The organism is Haloarcula sp. H-GB4, assembly GCF_030848575.1.
In the GTDB taxonomy this organism is placed as follows: domain Archaea; phylum Halobacteriota; class Halobacteria; order Halobacteriales; family Haloarculaceae; genus Haloarcula.
In genome coordinates, this window is the sequence record NZ_JAVDDX010000002.1 from 693,092 (window position 1) to 709,245 (window position 16,154).

The following is a 16,154-nucleotide window of genomic DNA, read 5'->3' on the forward strand; positions in this document are numbered from 1 at the left end:
TCGAAATTACTGCCTAGCGGGTATGAGACGTTGTCTATGACACGTCGCTCTCTACATCTCCAAAAAGTGCCTTCGAGCGAATGTATCTCCAGTCCAGGCAGAGAACCGCTACTCGCCGCGGAGTTCCTTGACGCGCTCGATGTTCCAGGCGAAGCTCTTGCCGTCCTCGGTCGGCGTCTCAAGCACCAGCGGCACGTCGCGGATGGCGTCGTGGTTGACGAACGCGCGCATCCCGTCCTCGCCGATGTGGCCCTCACCGATATGGGCGTGTTCGTCCTTGTTCGTCCCGCACTCGTGTTTGGAGTCGTTGAGATGAACACAGGCGAGATCCTCGAATCCGACGACCTCGTCGAACTCCGCGAGCGTCTCGTCGACGGCCTCGGGCGTCGAAAGGTCGTAGCCCGCAGCGAACATGTGGGCCGTGTCGAGACAGAACTCGATGTCCTGGTCCGTGTGCTCTCGGACCGTCGCCAGGTGCTCGAACTGGCCGCCAAGTTTCGTCCCGCTGCCGGCGTCGGACTCGACCAGCACGGTGACGCCCTCAGGGATATCGAGGTCGTCCAGCACGCTCGCGGCGTTGTCAAGCCCGCCATCGACGCCCGCGCCGGTGTGGGCGCCGAGGTGGACGTTGACGTACTCGATTCCCAGCTTCGCGGCGGCGTCGACCTCCTTTTGCATAGAGTCCAGTGACTTCTCGCGGAGGTCGTCTTTGGGCGTACAGAGATTGACCAGATACGACGAGTGGATGACCCACGGGCCGACGCCGTGGTCGACTGTGAGGTCGCGGAACTGTTCGGCCTCGTCGTCGTCGATGTTCGGGTCCTGCCAGACCTGCGGCGAGTGCGAGAAGATCTGCCCGCAGTTGCCGCTGTACTCGACCTGTTCCTCGACAGCGTTGTAGACGCCGCCGGCGATAGAGGTGTGTGCCCCGACTCGTACCATGCACACCGGTCGGTGACGCCCGACAAAAGAGGTTCCGGAGTCAGAGCCACTCACGAGCGGGCGGAATCACGCCGAGACTCGACGCAACGAGGTAGACGCCAAAGAGGATGAAAACGGCGGAAACGAGCAACGAAATCAGTGTCACATCTGCAAGCAGTGCGGACGCGCCGGTGGCAATCAGGACGATTCCGATGCCGACCAGCATGAGCGTCCCGAGCGCGCCGAGCACCGCGTCCTCAGCTGCGACACGAACAATCGCGTACAGTTCTTCCTCAGAAAGCGCTGCAACGGTGCCGTCGGTTGCCGGAGGGTCGGTGGAGGTGTCGACAGGGTCGTCATCAGCGGGGGACGAGACCATGCCATCGCTTGGCCGGGGTGCCACAAAACGGTGACGTAGGTCTGTTGTCATAACCGGCGGACAGTCCACTCTCGTAGCCTCGTCATCGCAGATGTGAGATCGGCATTGACGCGACTATAAATACTTGTCAATAGCTAACTACAGAGAGAAATTGATTTCGAAGGACCAGTAATCGACTTATGTCGATACTCCTAGTTTAGTAATAGACAGATGACCGAATCACAGCCCGCAGTTGCGGACACACGCGAGTTCGAGTTCGTCTTGCAGTTCGACGCAGGAGCTGATAAGCTGATGGACGTGTTTCGGCAACACGAGAGCCTCTCTGTGTGGTCCTCGGCCATCTTCGTCGGTGACGACCATATGTGGCGGCTGGACCACGCGAAAGGGACACCCGAGGCCCTAGATGCGTTCGACGAGGTCTTTCTGGACGAAGACCGCTGTAACGAGTGTTTCGACGTCGTGAGCTGTGAGACGACACGGACTTACCACGTACTGGACCGCGGAGAATCGTCACGGACAGTGTACACGTTGCGTCGCGAACTCAGCGGCTGTCAGTCGCTGCCGAGTTTCCTACACCGGCACGTCAGCGAAGGCACTATCTTCGAATCCCGACGGACGGGCGATGAGTACCGCTGGCGCGTTCTCTATCCAGGGTCCAACCCAATCGGCGAGGTGTACGACAAAATCGAATCGAGCCTCCGCGATGGCGTCACGCTCTCAGTGTCTCACATAACCAGTGCCGGAAACTGGAAGGCGACCGAACGGGTCGCGACGAACTTCTCGCCCCAGCAGTGGCGGGTGCTGAAGGCCGCCGTGACCCACGGCTACTACGAGCGACCGCGGGAAGTCTCAGTCAAGGACCTCGCATCGATACTGGACGAGCCACGGTCGACCGTGCAGTATCAGCTCCGGACTGCCGAGGACCGCATCGTCTCGCAGTTTGTCGAAGAAACACTCTGAACGCGGAGTGAGCGAGCGGAGCCAGCCGACCAGCACAGTCATTTCCTCGAGATTCAGGTCCAGCAATCCCTATAATCCGTCCCTCGCTACCAGGACCCCGAGTGATATCTGAGGACTGTTCGCTGTGTTAGTATATACTAAACTTCGTGTATGTTTCGACCGTACAGTGACAGCCACGAAAGAGGCCATAATAGCCGTTGTGAATCCCATTTCTTTATTCATAGGAGTGGCTGAAAGAGTCAGTTAGTAACCCTGTCCAGTGAATGGTCGATATAATTACCATTCTTGGAGTGTCTGATTAAAATACTTACTATACTACATACATTATCGTGTGTATGGATTCGTTCTCTAGTCCGGAATCATTGCGCGACCACGCTGGGATTTCATTTCAAGAACAGATGCGAACCCTGACTATGACTGAATTCGAAACAGTCGCCGCCGAAGTCGATAGTCATGCTGCCGTTGGGATTACCAACGATGATGGCGAGGTCCTTTTGATGAACGACGGTTCCCACGGCTGGACGCTTATTGCGTTCCCTGTCGACCCTACCGAAGACTGGACGGCTGTCACCCGTCAAGAGGCAGAAAGCCTGCTTGATGTCACAGTTGTCCTCGAACGGATCGAAACGGTTCGTCGAATCGACTTCCATCCCGAGAGCAATAACGACCGGCGCTTTTCGATCTACCACGTGATTTTCACTGCTTCTATCGAAGGTGATGTCGTCGTTGCAGAATCCGAAACCACGACCGATGAGGATCTGACACTCCGGTGGTTTGACAGCGTTCCAGACAATCAGGAAGACGAAGTTGCAGACGATATTGCGCGCTTCCTAGAAGGCTAAATTGTGTGCTGAACAATGGGGAATCCGAGCGAATCCAGTATTTACGAGTGTTTGAATTCCACCCCGACCGTTCCGGAGTGGTGTCAGGGCAACCGTCGAATCCACTCGTCTGCGTCATATTTCTCTTTTGCGTGCTCGCGTGCGCGTGCGAGCTCGTCGTCCGTCCACGATCCCGCCGACGCGTCGACCCACTCGGCCAGTGTCGAGCGGAGCGTCTCGACAGCCTCGGCGCGGTCGATATCGGTGTATTCGTCTATCGCACCGACGCGCTCAGTGAATCGCTCCGAGTCGGGGTCGGCAGTGAAACAGCCGCAATGGCGGTCAGGCCGTAGCGAGACAGACAGGGAGCCGTGCTGGATAACGGCGTTCTTCTGGCGGTACTGCGCGTTCCCACTGAGTTTGCGACCATCGGGACCGACGATATCGTGGGCCGGGTGGAGTTGCCGCAGGTAACAGGCCGGCTGATGGACCGCCGACCGCTCGTCGTCAGCGAAGGAGGCGTCGACGCCCATACGCTCGAACGCGTCAAGGACGGGCTCACAGAACTGCTCGTAACACTCCATCAGATCACCCGGAACGGCGTCAGCCGGCGCGATGATGCCGTACGAGATGTCCGCCACGCTGTCATGGTAGATTGCGCCGCCGCCAGTGGGTCGCCGTGTTACCCCAACGTCCTCGCGCTCGCAGAACGCCCAGTCGATCGTGTCCGGGTCCTGTCCGTAGCCCAGTGACAGCGTATCGGGCCAAGTGTACACCCGCACCGTTGCCGGACCGCCCGCGGCGACGGTTTCGGCAGCGGCCGCTTCCAGTGCCATCGTCATCGGTCCGGGTCGTGTTTCCTCGCCGATGACGCGCCAATCCAGGTCGGCCAGTGACATACCCGGGCTTCGTGACGCGATGCGATATGAATTGTGGGCTAGCAGTCGCTGGCCTGACCGACGGGGGCGTGTTTATGCAAACCGCCGGAAAGCCTGTTTCCACCCACGAAAACAACAGACGCAGGGCCTAGCCCTGAACGTTCCCGCACTCGGTACAGGTGAGTTCGAACCGGCCGTCAGCAATGGCGACGCTCTGGGTCGTCTCCGCGTCGCACTCCGGGCAGTGCGCTCTCGATTCCAGATCGTCCCAGTCATGAGTTGCACCGGGCGCGCCGAAGGCCCAGCCGATGACGCGCTCGTCGCCGGAGTTGTACCCCTGCTGGAACTCGCCGGGTTCGAAGCGAATCAGTTCGCCGCCCGAAACGTCGACTTCCTCGCGGTCGAGACCGACCTCGAAGGTGGTCTGTCCCTGCTCGATGTAGAACACCTCTTCCTGATCGTGGTGGCGGTGAAGGCTCCCCGAGAAGGAGTCACCGGGTTTGAGTTCGAAGTAATTCGCCGCGAAATGCTCGGTCCCGAGTTTTCGGGAGACGGGCTTGCGGATGTCATGTACCTCCATCGGATTCCGTTCAACCGGTACGTCGTCGATAGTTACTGTGTCCATAGTCAATGTTGTCCTGGGTCGGGCCCCTGTGATGTGTTTGCAATCCGGCATTAGAGGACACTGTTCCGGAGTTTATAGTTTTTCGGGACGACACAGTCGCTCTGGGAGTTCACGGGCAAAGCGGACTACGCCATCGATGCGGGACGCTGTTCGAGTATGTCAGCCATCACGTGGGCCTCGGCCTTCCGAAGGTGTTCGGCGGCAGTTCCGGGTGCACAGCCGAGTTTGTCGGCAACATCGTCGACACCGCCCTCGCGAGGGTTGCCGTAGTACCCACAGTCGACGGCGGCGGCGACAGCCTCGAACTGCCGGTCGGTGAGCGCCGCACCGGTGTTGAGTCGGCGGCTGTCGTACTCCCCCACCTCCCGCACGTCGACAGAGATACCGTCTGGCACCGTCTCGACTGCCTGCTGGACCGTCCCGCCCGGACCGACCAGCGTGAGCCCGACAGTACCATCGGTGCGGTATGCGACCGGCGAGACGATGACCAGACCGGCCCGCGTGAGAGCGTTGACGAGGTCGTGACCGGTCGCCGACGGCGAATCCTGTACGTAGAGGTAGAACGTCTCGTCGGGACACGTCGAAATGGCGTACTCCCGGACAGTATCGGCCTGTTCCAGTGCCGCTCGGTAGGGCTCCGGCGGGAAGCCGTCGACGTGAAACAGCAGCGTCTGGAGGTCGGTACCGATGTCGTTGCCCCGGAGAAGATAGCTCGCCTCGTAGCCGTCATGCTCGACAACAAACTGGTGCATCGGGTGGCGGACCTCGGGGGCCATCCACAGCGAGAGCGTGACGTACTTCATACCTGACTGTTCCAAGAGGTACTTAAAATAACCTCGGGAGTGAGGGGACAGGCCGAGGACGGCAGCCGGCGAACGGTCGACCACGGAGATGGCCCAGACAGTCCACCGAACCGACGATGTCCATCCGCTTATCGAGCCGATCGCCGACCACGTCCTCTCTACCGAACGCCACGAGAACGCCCCCGCCGTTGTCATCCGTGCCGACGAGGTCCAGACCGTCCTCTCGACGCTTCGAACTGAGGCCGGGCTGGACCACTGCGCCTGCGTGACTGCCCAGGAGTACGCCGACCGGTTCGAGACGATCTATCATCTGCGGCGCTACGACGACCCGACACAGGAACTCTCGGTCGTCGTCCCAACGCCCAGAGAGTCTCCGACCAGCGAGTCAGCCGCTCCCGTGTATCAGACGGCGGCGTGGCACGAGCGGGAGGCATACGATCTGGTCGGCATCGAGTATGAAGACCACCCCGACCTCCGACGCATTCTCCTGCCTGAGACCTGGCAGGGCCACCCGCTGAGCCGGGACTACAATCAGGACCAGCCACAGATCGTCTCCTTCCGCGAGCACGAGCGACTGCTCGAAGACCACCGCGAGGGGCCGGAGACGATGCACCTCAACATGGGGCCACACCATCCCTCGACCCACGGCGTCCTCCACCTGAACGCCCAACTCGATGGTGAGCAGGTGGCGGCCGTCGATCCCGACATCGGCTACATCCATCGCTGTGAAGAACAGATGTGTCAGCAGGGTACCTACCGCCACCAGATCATGCCGTATCCGGATCGCTGGGACTGGGGCGGGGCCGGGCTGTTGAACGAGTGGGCCTACGCCCGTGCGGCCGAGGACCTCGCCGACATCGAGGTGCCGGCGTACGCGCAGGTCATTCGGACGATGGGCGGCGAACTCTCACGTATTCTCTCGCACATGCTCGCGGTCGCGACCTACGCGCTGGACGTGGTCGGGGAGTTCACCGCCACTTTCCAGTGGGGGGTCCGAGACCGCGAACTGGTTCAGGACATCCTCGAAGACCTGACCGGCCAGCGGCTGATGTTCAACTACCTGCGGCTGGGCGGGGTCGCCTGGGATTTGCCCGAGCCCCGCGAGGCGTTCTTCGAGAAGATCCGTGCGTTCCTCGACGACCTGCCCCACAAGCTCACAGAGTACCACGATATGCTCACCAGCAACGAAATCCTCCAGCTCCGGACAGTTGATACGGGCCACCTCCCGGCTGAAACCGCGAAGGCATACGGCTGTACCGGCCCGGTCGCACGGGCCTCCGGCGTCGACTACGACCTCCGCCGGGACGATCCCTACGGCTACTACGACGAACTCGACTGGTCGGTCGTCACCGAGCAGGGCGGCGACAACTTCTCGCGCCTGCTCGTGCGCCTGCGCGAAGTGGAAGAGTCCGCGAAGATAATCGGTCAATGCGTCGACCTGCTGGAGGACTGGCCCGAGGACGACCGCGAGATACAGGCGAACGTCCCCCGCACGCTTCGGCCTGACCCTGACAGCGAAATCTACCGCGCCGTCGAGGCCGCGAAGGGCGAACTCGGCATCTACATCCGCTCGGACGGAACGGAGACACCGGCGCGGTTCAAGATCCGCGGCCCCTCCTTCTCACACGTCCAGGCGCTGTCCGAGATGGCTCGCGGTGAATATGTCCCCGACCTCGTGGCGACGATCGGCAGTCTGGACACGATCATGGGAGAGGTCGACCGATAGTTCATCGCCCATCTGAGACGACCACAGCCAGTGAGTTTTGTACGCCGGGCACGTACGACCGATGATGACTGAACAAGCGACACTCGCGGGCGGCTGCTTCTGGTGTACGGAATCGGTGTTCAAGCAGATCGACGGCGTGACCGATGTGGTCTCGGGCTACGCCGGCGGCCACGTCGCCGACCCCAGCTACGAGGCGGTCTGCCGCGGGGAAACGGGCCACGCCGAGTGTATCCAGATTACGTACGACCCGGACGAGGTGAGCTACGAGGACCTCCTTGCGGTCCATTTCACCACGCATACCCCGACGACGAAAGACCGGGAAGGTAACGACGTTGGCACGCAGTATCGCTCGGCTGTGTTCTACCACGACGAGGCCCAGCGCGAAACCGTCGAAGCCCTCATCGAGGAAATAGAGCCGGGCTACGACAGCGACATCGTCACCGAAGTCGAACCGCTGGAGACGTTCTATCCCGCCGAGGAGTATCATCAGAACTACTTCGAGAAGAATCCGGACCAGAGCTACTGTCAGTTGACTATCCCGCCGAAAATCGAGAAGCTCAAAGAGAAACACGCGGAACTGCTGGCATGAGCTTCGAGTACACGACGGAAGTCGAGGTCCGGTACACTGATATCGACACGTACGGCCACGTCAACAACGCGACGTATGCGACCTACTTCGAGGAAGCCCGAATCGACTACCTGCACGACGTGGTCGACTGTGGCGAAGCGCTGCTCTCGGGCAGCGAGTCGGGCACCGGTATGGTCATCGCGAACCTCGAAGTCGATTACATCCAGCCGGTCCAGATCAGTGACTCAGTCGCCGTTGCCGTCCGGGTTCCACGTCTGGGTGAGAAGAGCTTCCCCTTCGAGTACGAGGTCCGGACCGAAAATGGTGTGGCTGCGACCGGGGAAACAACCGTCGTCACATACGATCGCGACACGGAATCCTCACGCCCGATTCCCGACGACTGGCGCGAGGCGATCACGACGTTCGAGGGGCTGTAGCCGCACCCGCTAGCGAGAACCACCCATTTTGCTCCGTCCAATTTAGGAAACATCGAGCCGACCGGTGGTTTTATTTTTTATCCAGATGTTGTACTGAAAGCATATGGAATACAGTACCGACCTCGGACGGCGCGTCCTCCTTACCATCGCGGGCGTAGCACTCCTCCTCGTGGTCGGGCTCGTCTTGTCCGAGTTCCTTCCAACACTCGTGTTTACGGTCTTTCTATACTACGCCAGCCGACCCATTTATCGACGGCTCGGGCGGCTCCCGCTGCCCGATTCATTCCTGAATCGGGCCGTCCCATACCAAAAGCAGGTCCATGCGGCAGCCACGATTTTCTTCTTCCTATTGCCGTTTGTGCTTCTGGTCGGCTACACGATCGTCCTCGTTATTCCCGAGTTACAGTCGTTCTTCGGCGAGGGTGGCCTGGGCGCGGCGTACCTCTCACAGTTTCAGGAGCTTCAGGGTGACTCGCCGCCGGGACCGCTCGCCAACCTTGGTTTCTCAGAGGTGCTGGCAATGGGGCCGGCCGAGGTGGTCGACCTGTTGCGAAACGAGACAGTCCAGTCGTGGCTGGGACGTGTCTCTGATACACTCATCGGCTCGGTGAGTCTGCTCACGTCGCTACTGCTTCGCGTGTTCATCATGTTTGCTGGAACGTACTACCTGCTTACCGACGGACCACGGCTTGTCGGCTGGTTCCTCGACACCTTCGACGGGTCGGGTGTTCTTCGCAAGTACGCGGCGGCAGTCGACGAGGAACTGTCCTCGATTCTCTTCGGGAACATCCTAAACGCACTGGTGACCGGCGTCATCGGAATTTTCGTGTTCTCGCTGTACAATCTGGTCGCTCCCGGCTCAGTACAGATTCCGTTTGCACCACTCGTCGGCGCACTCACCGGCATCGGCAGCCTCATTCCCGTGGTTGGGATGAAAATCGTCTACCTCCCTGTGGCTGCACTGCTTGCGGTCTCCGCGGTTGTCACAGGACAGACGGCGGCCCTGGCCTGGGTTGCCCTCTTCCTTGTGGTCACACTGGTCGTCGTCGACACCATCCCGGATTTCCTGATTCGCCCGTACGTCAGCGGCGACCTGACCCACGTCGGCCTGTTGATGTTCGCGTACATCCTTGGCCCCATCGCGTTTGGCTTCTACGGCATCTTCCTGGGTCCGATCCTACTGGTCCTCGCCGCGCAGTTCTTCCGGATTATCGTTCCCTACATCATTACGGGCTCAGTCGAAACGACGCAAACGTCACTCTCGGAATACGACTCCGCGGAGTCGTAACTGGCTACCCGTTCCCGAGTCGGGCGCTGGCGGTCCCGAAGTCGAGACAGCGACTGTCTACCGAGGAGCCGGTTCGATCGAGCCACCGTAGCTCCATCACTGAGAGGCGGTAGTGACACGTCGATGGCTCTACCTGTTGCCAGTAGATGTACCGGACGTCGGGTACTGGTTCGGCTGCGTCATATGCTGTCGGGAGATCATGAGTTTCGAGATCTGACATCGGTTCTGGGCCCGGTGTCTCGACGGGCGTGAAGATAATGCCGACGCTACCAAGAAAGGCGACGTTCACAACGAGGACCAGCGCAAGAGTGGCGCCGAGATACTGTGTCTGTTGCCGGTCGCGAAGCACCGTCGCAACCATCCCGAGGCCGACTGCGACGAACGCAAGCCCCGGAATGAGGTCGGTGTAGCCACCAGTCTCGAAATCAACGAACAGTATCAGAAACGCGAACCACGCCGCGCCAACCGGAATCCACCATTCGGTGCGTCCGACACCATCGTCATTACCAGTGAAACAGTGTCGAGCAGTGTGAACGAGGCCGAGTCCACCGAGCAAGACGAACGGTGACGCCCACTTGAAGTGGACGACACTGGCGACGAGTCGAGCGAGCAACGACGCGTGTTCCTCCGTTTGCAGTGGGACGAGAAAGACCTGGACGACCATCTCCGAGGCCGAATGCCAGAGGAGAAACACCGGCAGTAACATGACGATAGTAAAACCGAGGCCGCCGGCAACGACACGCTCAAACTCCCGCATGTCGCGCCGCTGGACTGCGAGACCGACCACAATCAGCGGGAAGATGACCCCGGCCTGCCAGTATCCCACGCTGGCTGCCGCAGCCACACCGCTCAATGCCGGGTAGCCACGCGTGTACAGATATATCGCCAGTAACCCACAGAGTACGAGGAGATATTTGGCTTTGAACCCATACGCCGGACGGACGGCAAACCCCGGCAACAGGAACATCGAGAGACCAGCCAGCGGCGCAACGATATCATCGCCAGTGACGTCGTAGACGAGTATCACAACGAGTCCGACGATTGCACACACCGCACCGCTCATCAGCACCACACTGAGCAGGTGGAGGCGGTACATATCGCCGCCGGATAGCAATGCCAGTATCCCGGTCGTCTCGTAGGACAGTGGCAACTTCGGTTCCCAGGCGTCGACGTACAGCCGACCGCCGCGTGTCAGATACCAGCCGAGATGCTCGAAGATACCGGCGTCGGGTGCCATCGGCGGTCGGCGAGAACTGAGAGTGACTGTCAGGACAAAGTACAGCTGTGTGCCGACGGCGAACAGCACTGGAAACGCGAGTCGTCTATCGTGGGGGTGGAGGGCAAGCGAACGAAGTAGACCCCTGAGTTGGTCTTTGTTTCGTCTGCTCACACGAGACGTTTGTGTTCAGGTGATCAAAAGTAGAGACTAATTTAGAACAGATACCGTCGCGGAGGGGAGATGCCGTTTGCATTACATGTACAGTCACCGGAGTTAGGCGCCTATTTGTAGACTGGTGTGTAACTCACCGATCCTTGCAGAGACACATCATCTGATGAGGTGGCTGCAACTATTCAGAACCCGTTTTCGTGAGTACTCGGCCGTAGTCTGAGCCACAGAGACGGTAGTACAGCAGTAATTTCCGGCATATGGTATCACTACGCAACTGTGTACTCATGTGGATTAAACTGTTCCCTACTCGGCGTGGTACTGTCTCAGGCACTGTTTCGGTGCGAACACCGAAAGCAAATCCCGTATCGGAGTATACGGTACCTAATATTGGAGTTGGTTTCTCCACCACAGACCTCCGATGGATTACGAGCGCGCTGTCTCTTGGTTTTTGACTGTACACGACAGCGCTGGACTGTGCTTGAAACGCGGATCGAGACGGAGCGGCCGCCCGGAACACACCGGATAGGATACAGAACAGGTCTCGCTCGGTCCAGCGACAGTGCTGATGGGACACCGACAGCGGCGAGTACGAAATAGAATTTGGTATAGCGGTTACTAATTTATTGAGACCATCCGCCGAACGCGTCGGCCTTTTACCAGTTGGCCCAGTAGAGAACGCTAATGGTCCAGAACGTGGCTTCAGTGATGGCGGAGCTGGAACCCGAGGACTTCCATCTGCTCTCTGGCGTCGAACAGGGGATGCGGTTCTCGGAGTACGTCGCCCGTGAGAAGTTGACCGAGTTCTCCCGGCTGACGACGGAAGATGTCGACTACCGGCTTGACCGGTGTGCGGACCGGGGACTGGTCGAACGAAAGACCATCCAGTACGAGGGGTTCAAGCTCACTTTTGAAGGGTACGATACGCTTGCGCTGCATACTTTTGCCGAGCGCGACACTATCGAGGGAGTTGGGTCGCCGCTGGGTGTCGGCAAGGAAAGCGACGTGTACGAGGCCCAATCGTACAAACCAGTAGCGCTGAAATACCACCGCGAAGGGTACACCAATTTCCGCGAAGTGATGAAAGAGCGAGAGTACACCGCCGACCGTGACCACGTCTCCTGGCTCTACACCGCCCGGAAGGCCGCCGAGCGGGAGTACGATGCCCTCGAAACGCTGTATCCAGACGTATCAGTCCCACAGCCCATAGATACGAACCGCCATGCGATTGTCATGGAGAAGATAGACGGCGTCGAACTCTCCCGAACGAAACTCGAACCGGAACAGGTACTGCCGATTCTGGATCTCGTGCTCAAGGAGATGCAGACGGCCTATCGCGAGGGGTACGTCCACGCAGACATGAGCGAGTACAACGTCTTCGTCACGAACGAGGGCGTCGTCGTCTTCGACTGGCCTCAGGCCGTCCCAACCGACCACGAAAACGCCCGGGAACTGCTAACTCGCGATGTCGAGAACATCGTGAGCTACTTCGAGCGAAAATACCCGCAGGAAATCAACAACGTAGACAGGGACGCAGTCGCCGAAGGGCTGGCGACCGACGCGTTCGGTTCTATTACCGAATTTACTGGATAACGGCATTCTAGCCGCTAATACCGTTCTCTGGCGGTCCACAGACGAATCGGAGTTGAGCCGATCGTTGCTTGAATAAACCGTATACTGCAATATCAAACCAGCCAAACCGCACTGGCCGGGTCGATTCGGGACAGCGGGACGAAGGCGAGTCTTTGCCGGTAGCAAGGACCGGCAGGACCGTCTTAAGACGATTCCCGGGACGATGCTGGACCTCGTCGAAGTTTTTTCGGGTGTAGCTTCTACCTGCACCGTCCCTTCGCCGAAGAGGCCTGTACGCGCAAGGAACCACTGCTGGTCGACCCTGACAACGGCCATCCGACCGGTCAGCCTCGATACAGACCTGCTGGGCCAGGACGACGACGCGGACGACGATACTGAGGGCCAGCAGAATGGCTAAGACAGCCGATAGCCCGATCCTACAGGTCGAAAACTTCACGAAGTATACGAGTCCGGCAGGACCATCGACGACACCCTGCTGGGCCGGAGCCAGGAAGTGAAAGCGCTAGATAGCGTCGATTTGGACTCTACCCCGGCGAGACACTGGGTGTCGTCGGCGAATCTAGCTATGGCAAGGCCACGCTCGCCCAGACGCTGCTGCGGTTCATCGAACCCACAGCCGACTCCGTTCGCGACAAGGGAAGACCTGACAGGTACCTCAAACGACCGCCTGCGGCACTCCGAAAGGACACCTGCGCCGTTCGATATCGGTGACGACCACCAAATCGCCGGCCTGCTGTACGATGACGACCATCCGGATACGTCCACACGGGGCAGGAGTCTCTGACAGGATACCAGTACAGTGGTCCGCTGTGTGACCCCTCTACTACTCGAATTCGATACCGGTAATCTCGAAGCGTGCGCCGCCGTCAGCGCTCTCTGCCACGTCGACCGACCAGCCGTGGGCCTCTGCGATGCGGTCAACGATCGCCAGCCCGAACCCGGAGCCGTCCTCGGAAGTAGAGTAGCCAGCCTCGAACAGGGTCTCACGCTCGTCTTCCGGGATGCCGGGACCGTCATCGGTCACATAAAAGCCCTCTTTCATGGCACCGATAGTGATGTTCACGCCCCCGCTCCCGTCGGTGGCGTCCACAGACTTCGTCTGGCTGCTCGCTGTGCCGTGGTCTGCGTTTGTGTGTGCCTGTGAACGCGGCTCTGCTGACTCTTGCTTCACACTGTTGTCGGACCCCATCGGACTGCGTGTGGAGCCGTGTTCGACACTGTTCCGGAGCAGGTTCTCAAGCAGTTGCAACAGGCGCGGCCGGTCGGCGGTAATCGTTACGTCTCGTTTGTCAGTGTCGGCGAAGACGAGCGTCCCGTCCGCTGCGTCCTGAGACACCATCTCCCAGGCATCCGCGACCGCGTCATGGAGCGAGACCGGTGCTGTCTCCTGGATGTCCCGGCCCTGGCGAGCCAAGAGCAACACGTCATCGATGATGCGTTCCATCCGGTCGAGTGCAGTCTCGATTCCTTCCAGATGGCTCTCATCACCGGTTGTTCGGGTGAGTTCTAGCCGCCCCTGTGCGACGCTCAGAGGGCTGCGAAGGTCGTGGCTGACGACGCTAGCGAACTCCGCAAGCCGGTCGCGTTCACGCTGTAGCTCCTGCTCTTGCTTGCGGATGTCGGTAATATCACTTGCGACGCCGAACACGGCGACCGGGTTATCCGGGTCAGACCGCTCACCCGTGTCATATATTGGAACCTTGGTCGTGAGGTATTGTTGTGCCTCGCCATCAATAACGATACGCTCCTCAACCTCTAGCGGCTGCCCAGTGTGCAGGACGGCACGGTCGTTTGCCCGCACCGCCTCGGCTGTCTCTTTGGGGTACAACTCGAAGTCGGTACGGCCAACGATTTCCGCATCAGTGCGTCCAGTCATCTCCCGATAGCCGTGGTTGACGAAGAGGTACCGCCCTTCGTCGTCTTTCATAAACATCGGGGTCGTGGTGTTTTCCAGAATCGCCTCAAGTCGCCGCTCTATGATCCGTAGGTCGCGCTCACGTTGCTTGTGCTTGGTGATGTCGTGATGGACGCCGAGCATCAGTGTACTGCCGTCGTCTTCGATGGGTTGTCCCCGAACAGAGCCCCACTGCACGTTGCCGTCAGCGTCGATCATCCGGAACTCCCCGTCGTAGATGTCGCCCGTTTCGACTGCCCGCTCTATCTTTTCACGAACTTCGGCGCGGTCCTCCGGATGGATCAGGTCGAATACGGCCGACAGCGTCCCGCCGAACTCGCCGGGTTCGAAGCCCATGAGTCGTCCGAGCGTGTCGCTCCACGCGACCTCGTCTGTCTCGTAGTCCCACTCCCAGACACCCGTTTTGCTGGCCTCGAGAGCCAACTGCAGTCGCCGCTCAGTTTCCTGTAAGTCGCGTTTCCGGTCTCGCTTGTCGGTGATATCCGTCAGCGTACAGACCACACTTTCGACAGCCCCGTCGTCGTCGAACAGCGGTGCGCTGTTCACCGAGAGTACCTTCTCCGTACCGTCCGGCCAGTGGATCGTATGCCGGGCATCGGATAGGGGCTGGCCGGTTTCGAGCACCTGCCGAAACGGAAGCTCCGAGTCCGGTATCGGGGTACCGTCGAGATCGCGTATTTGCCACTCCGGGTCGTTATACGTCCGGTCTTGTAATTCCGATTGTGACAGACCGAGAACGTCGACAGCGCGCTGGTTGGCGAAGACAAACTGGCCGTCGCGGTCGAGTTGCACAACACACGACGGGACCGTCTTGAGGATCTGTTCGAGCCGATGCCGCCGTCGCTCGGCCTCGGTCGCCGTCTGTCTCGCTTCCACTGCGTTCTGAACCCGATTGGCCAGCAATGTGTACTGGTCTGTCCCGACCTCCTTCTGCAGATAGTCGGTGACACCGGTTGAGATGGCGTCACTCGCGACCTCCTCGCTTCCTTTTCCAGTGAACAGGATGAGCGGGAGTTCAGGATACTCCTCGCGGACGGCTTCGAGGAACTCGATGCCGTTGCGCCCGGGCATATCGTAATCCGACACAATACAGTCAAACGTCGACGCTTCGAGCCGTTCTAGCGCGGCTTCCGCGTCTGACGCCGTTTCAACGCGGAGACGGTTGTTCTCGCGCTCAAGGAATGCGGCAGCCGTCTCCGCGAAGTCCGGCTCATCATCGACGTGCAACAGCCGAATCGCGTCGCGTGTGGATGTCATCGGGAGCAGTAGCTTGCTGACATATCAGAGGGCCGGCCACTTAGGGAGTTTGGCTGTGTGTCGCACACTTCGTGGAATGACTACAGACCACGGGAGCAGCCACCTACGACACACCACAGCTATCTATTTTGTAGAGTGACCGGACACAACGGAACAGCCGAACGGTAGGGCCTAGAGTAGCCTGCTGGTGCCGACGTGGCTCCGCTATCGCGGGGTGTCGGCCGATATCAAGGTCCCGCAGAGGTCGTATCCGGCGGGAACCGAGGTGCCGTTATCGTGACGATGCAGAACACGCTTTCGGTGCCGATACCGCTACCGACAAACTCGCCGCGGCCGTGGACGTGGTACGTCACCGGAGTGCCCAAGGCGTCCCTCATCGATAACGTGCCCAGTGAGGACGGCAGCCTCCGGTTTGACCGCGGTGAACGAAAGCGGTTGAGGCGACGGTGGGACCGGATGTTCCGAGTCAGTGACGATGAGTGGGAGCCTGCATCGACCGGGGAGTACACTATCGGCGCAGGGCTGAGTGTGGCCGACGCTGCCGAGCGTGGCCTGTACAGCGAGACGACGGTCAGTATCAGCGAGCGGTAGTCCCG

The 16,154-nt window shown here is 59.9% G+C and carries 15 protein-coding genes and 2 pseudogenes; 10 read left to right on the plus strand and 7 right to left on the minus strand.

Going from position 1 to position 16,154, the window contains the following annotated elements; genetic code table 11:
• Positions 1–108: 108 nt before the first annotated feature.
• Both RBH20_RS12010 and RBH20_RS12015 read right to left on the minus strand, forming a co-directional pair.
• Entirely contained in the window at positions 109–942 is an 834-nt protein-coding gene (locus tag RBH20_RS12010) for a deoxyribonuclease IV (RefSeq protein WP_306708859.1), read from the minus strand.
• 40 nt (positions 943–982) lie between these two features.
• Positions 983–1,300 (minus strand): hypothetical protein, encoded by a 318-nt coding sequence (locus RBH20_RS12015; protein WP_306708861.1) that lies wholly within the window; start codon positions 1,298–1,300, stop codon positions 983–985.
• A 210-nt stretch (positions 1,301–1,510) separates the two neighbouring features.
• On the opposite strand from RBH20_RS12015, the gene RBH20_RS12020 reads away from it, so the two are divergent.
• Both RBH20_RS12020 and RBH20_RS12025 read left to right on the plus strand, forming a co-directional pair.
• Entirely contained in the window at positions 1,511–2,260 is a 750-nt protein-coding gene (locus RBH20_RS12020; RefSeq protein WP_306708863.1) for a helix-turn-helix domain-containing protein, read from the plus strand.
• Between the two features lie 413 nt (positions 2,261–2,673).
• Entirely contained in the window at positions 2,674–3,102 is a 429-nt protein-coding gene (locus RBH20_RS12025; RefSeq protein WP_306708865.1) for a hypothetical protein, read from the plus strand.
• Between the two features lie 83 nt (positions 3,103–3,185).
• Here the strand turns inward: RBH20_RS12025 and RBH20_RS12030 are convergent, their stop codons facing one another.
• The 3 genes from RBH20_RS12030 to RBH20_RS12040 all read right to left on the minus strand — a co-directional run bounded on the left by RBH20_RS12030 (position 3,186) and on the right by RBH20_RS12040 (position 5,387).
• Positions 3,186–3,980 carry a biotin/lipoate A/B protein ligase family protein gene (locus RBH20_RS12030; protein ID WP_306708868.1) on the minus strand — a complete coding sequence of 265 codons (795 nt, stop codon included), beginning with the start codon at positions 3,978–3,980 and terminating at the stop codon, positions 3,186–3,188.
• A gap of 127 nt (positions 3,981–4,107) precedes the next feature.
• A complete protein-coding gene (locus tag RBH20_RS12035; RefSeq protein ID WP_306708870.1) occupies positions 4,108–4,584 on the minus strand; it encodes a cupin domain-containing protein in 477 nt (158 codons plus the stop codon).
• A gap of 125 nt (positions 4,585–4,709) precedes the next feature.
• The gene (locus tag RBH20_RS12040; RefSeq protein ID WP_306708872.1) at positions 4,710–5,387 is read right to left on the minus strand and encodes a helix-turn-helix domain-containing protein; all 678 of its coding nucleotides are present in this window, start codon (positions 5,385–5,387) and stop codon (positions 4,710–4,712) included.
• An 88-nt stretch (positions 5,388–5,475) separates the two neighbouring features.
• On the opposite strand from RBH20_RS12040, the gene RBH20_RS12045 reads away from it, so the two are divergent.
• The 4 genes from RBH20_RS12045 (at position 5,476) to RBH20_RS12060 (ending at position 9,406) form a co-directional block, all read left to right on the plus strand.
• Complete coding sequence (locus RBH20_RS12045; protein ID WP_306708874.1) at positions 5,476–7,113, plus strand: NADH-quinone oxidoreductase subunit D; 1,638 nt, start codon at positions 5,476–5,478, stop codon at positions 7,111–7,113.
• A gap of 64 nt (positions 7,114–7,177) precedes the next feature.
• Positions 7,178–7,702 carry a peptide-methionine (S)-S-oxide reductase MsrA gene (msrA, locus tag RBH20_RS12050; RefSeq protein ID WP_306708876.1) on the plus strand — a complete coding sequence of 175 codons (525 nt, stop codon included), beginning with the start codon at positions 7,178–7,180 and terminating at the stop codon, positions 7,700–7,702.
• Entirely contained in the window at positions 7,699–8,118 is a 420-nt protein-coding gene (locus tag RBH20_RS12055; RefSeq protein ID WP_306708878.1) for a thioesterase family protein, read from the plus strand. The genes msrA and RBH20_RS12055 overlap by 4 nt, the downstream gene beginning before the upstream one ends.
• A 103-nt stretch (positions 8,119–8,221) precedes the next feature.
• Positions 8,222–9,406 (plus strand): AI-2E family transporter, encoded by a 1,185-nt coding sequence (locus RBH20_RS12060; RefSeq protein ID WP_306708880.1) that lies wholly within the window; start codon positions 8,222–8,224, stop codon positions 9,404–9,406.
• 4 nt (positions 9,407–9,410) lie between these two features.
• On the opposite strand, the gene RBH20_RS12065 is transcribed toward RBH20_RS12060, so the two are convergent.
• Entirely contained in the window at positions 9,411–10,643 is a 1,233-nt protein-coding gene (locus tag RBH20_RS12065; RefSeq protein WP_306710448.1) for a DolP-mannose mannosyltransferase, read from the minus strand.
• A gap of 834 nt (positions 10,644–11,477) precedes the next feature.
• On the opposite strand from RBH20_RS12065, the gene RBH20_RS12070 reads away from it, so the two are divergent.
• From RBH20_RS12070 to RBH20_RS12075, 3 genes and pseudogenes are all read left to right on the plus strand, one after another.
• Positions 11,478–12,386 (plus strand): serine/threonine-protein kinase RIO2, encoded by a 909-nt coding sequence (locus tag RBH20_RS12070; protein ID WP_306708882.1) that lies wholly within the window; start codon positions 11,478–11,480, stop codon positions 12,384–12,386.
• 166 nt (positions 12,387–12,552) lie between these two features.
• A pseudogene (locus RBH20_RS21350) lies at positions 12,553–12,710 on the plus strand (ABC transporter ATP-binding protein); the annotation flags it as partial.
• 65 nt (positions 12,711–12,775) lie between these two features.
• Positions 12,776–13,059: pseudogene (locus RBH20_RS12075) on the plus strand (ATP-binding cassette domain-containing protein); the annotation flags it as partial.
• Between the two features lie 150 nt (positions 13,060–13,209).
• On the opposite strand, the gene RBH20_RS12080 reads toward RBH20_RS12075, so the two are convergent.
• Positions 13,210–15,558 (minus strand): PAS domain S-box protein, encoded by a 2,349-nt coding sequence (locus RBH20_RS12080; protein WP_306708884.1) that lies wholly within the window; start codon positions 15,556–15,558, stop codon positions 13,210–13,212.
• 276 nt (positions 15,559–15,834) lie between these two features.
• Between RBH20_RS12080 and RBH20_RS12085 the strand changes: the two genes are divergently transcribed.
• The gene (locus RBH20_RS12085; protein WP_306708886.1) at positions 15,835–16,149 is read left to right on the plus strand and encodes a hypothetical protein; all 315 of its coding nucleotides are present in this window, start codon (positions 15,835–15,837) and stop codon (positions 16,147–16,149) included.
• Positions 16,150–16,154: the final 5 nt, after the last annotated feature.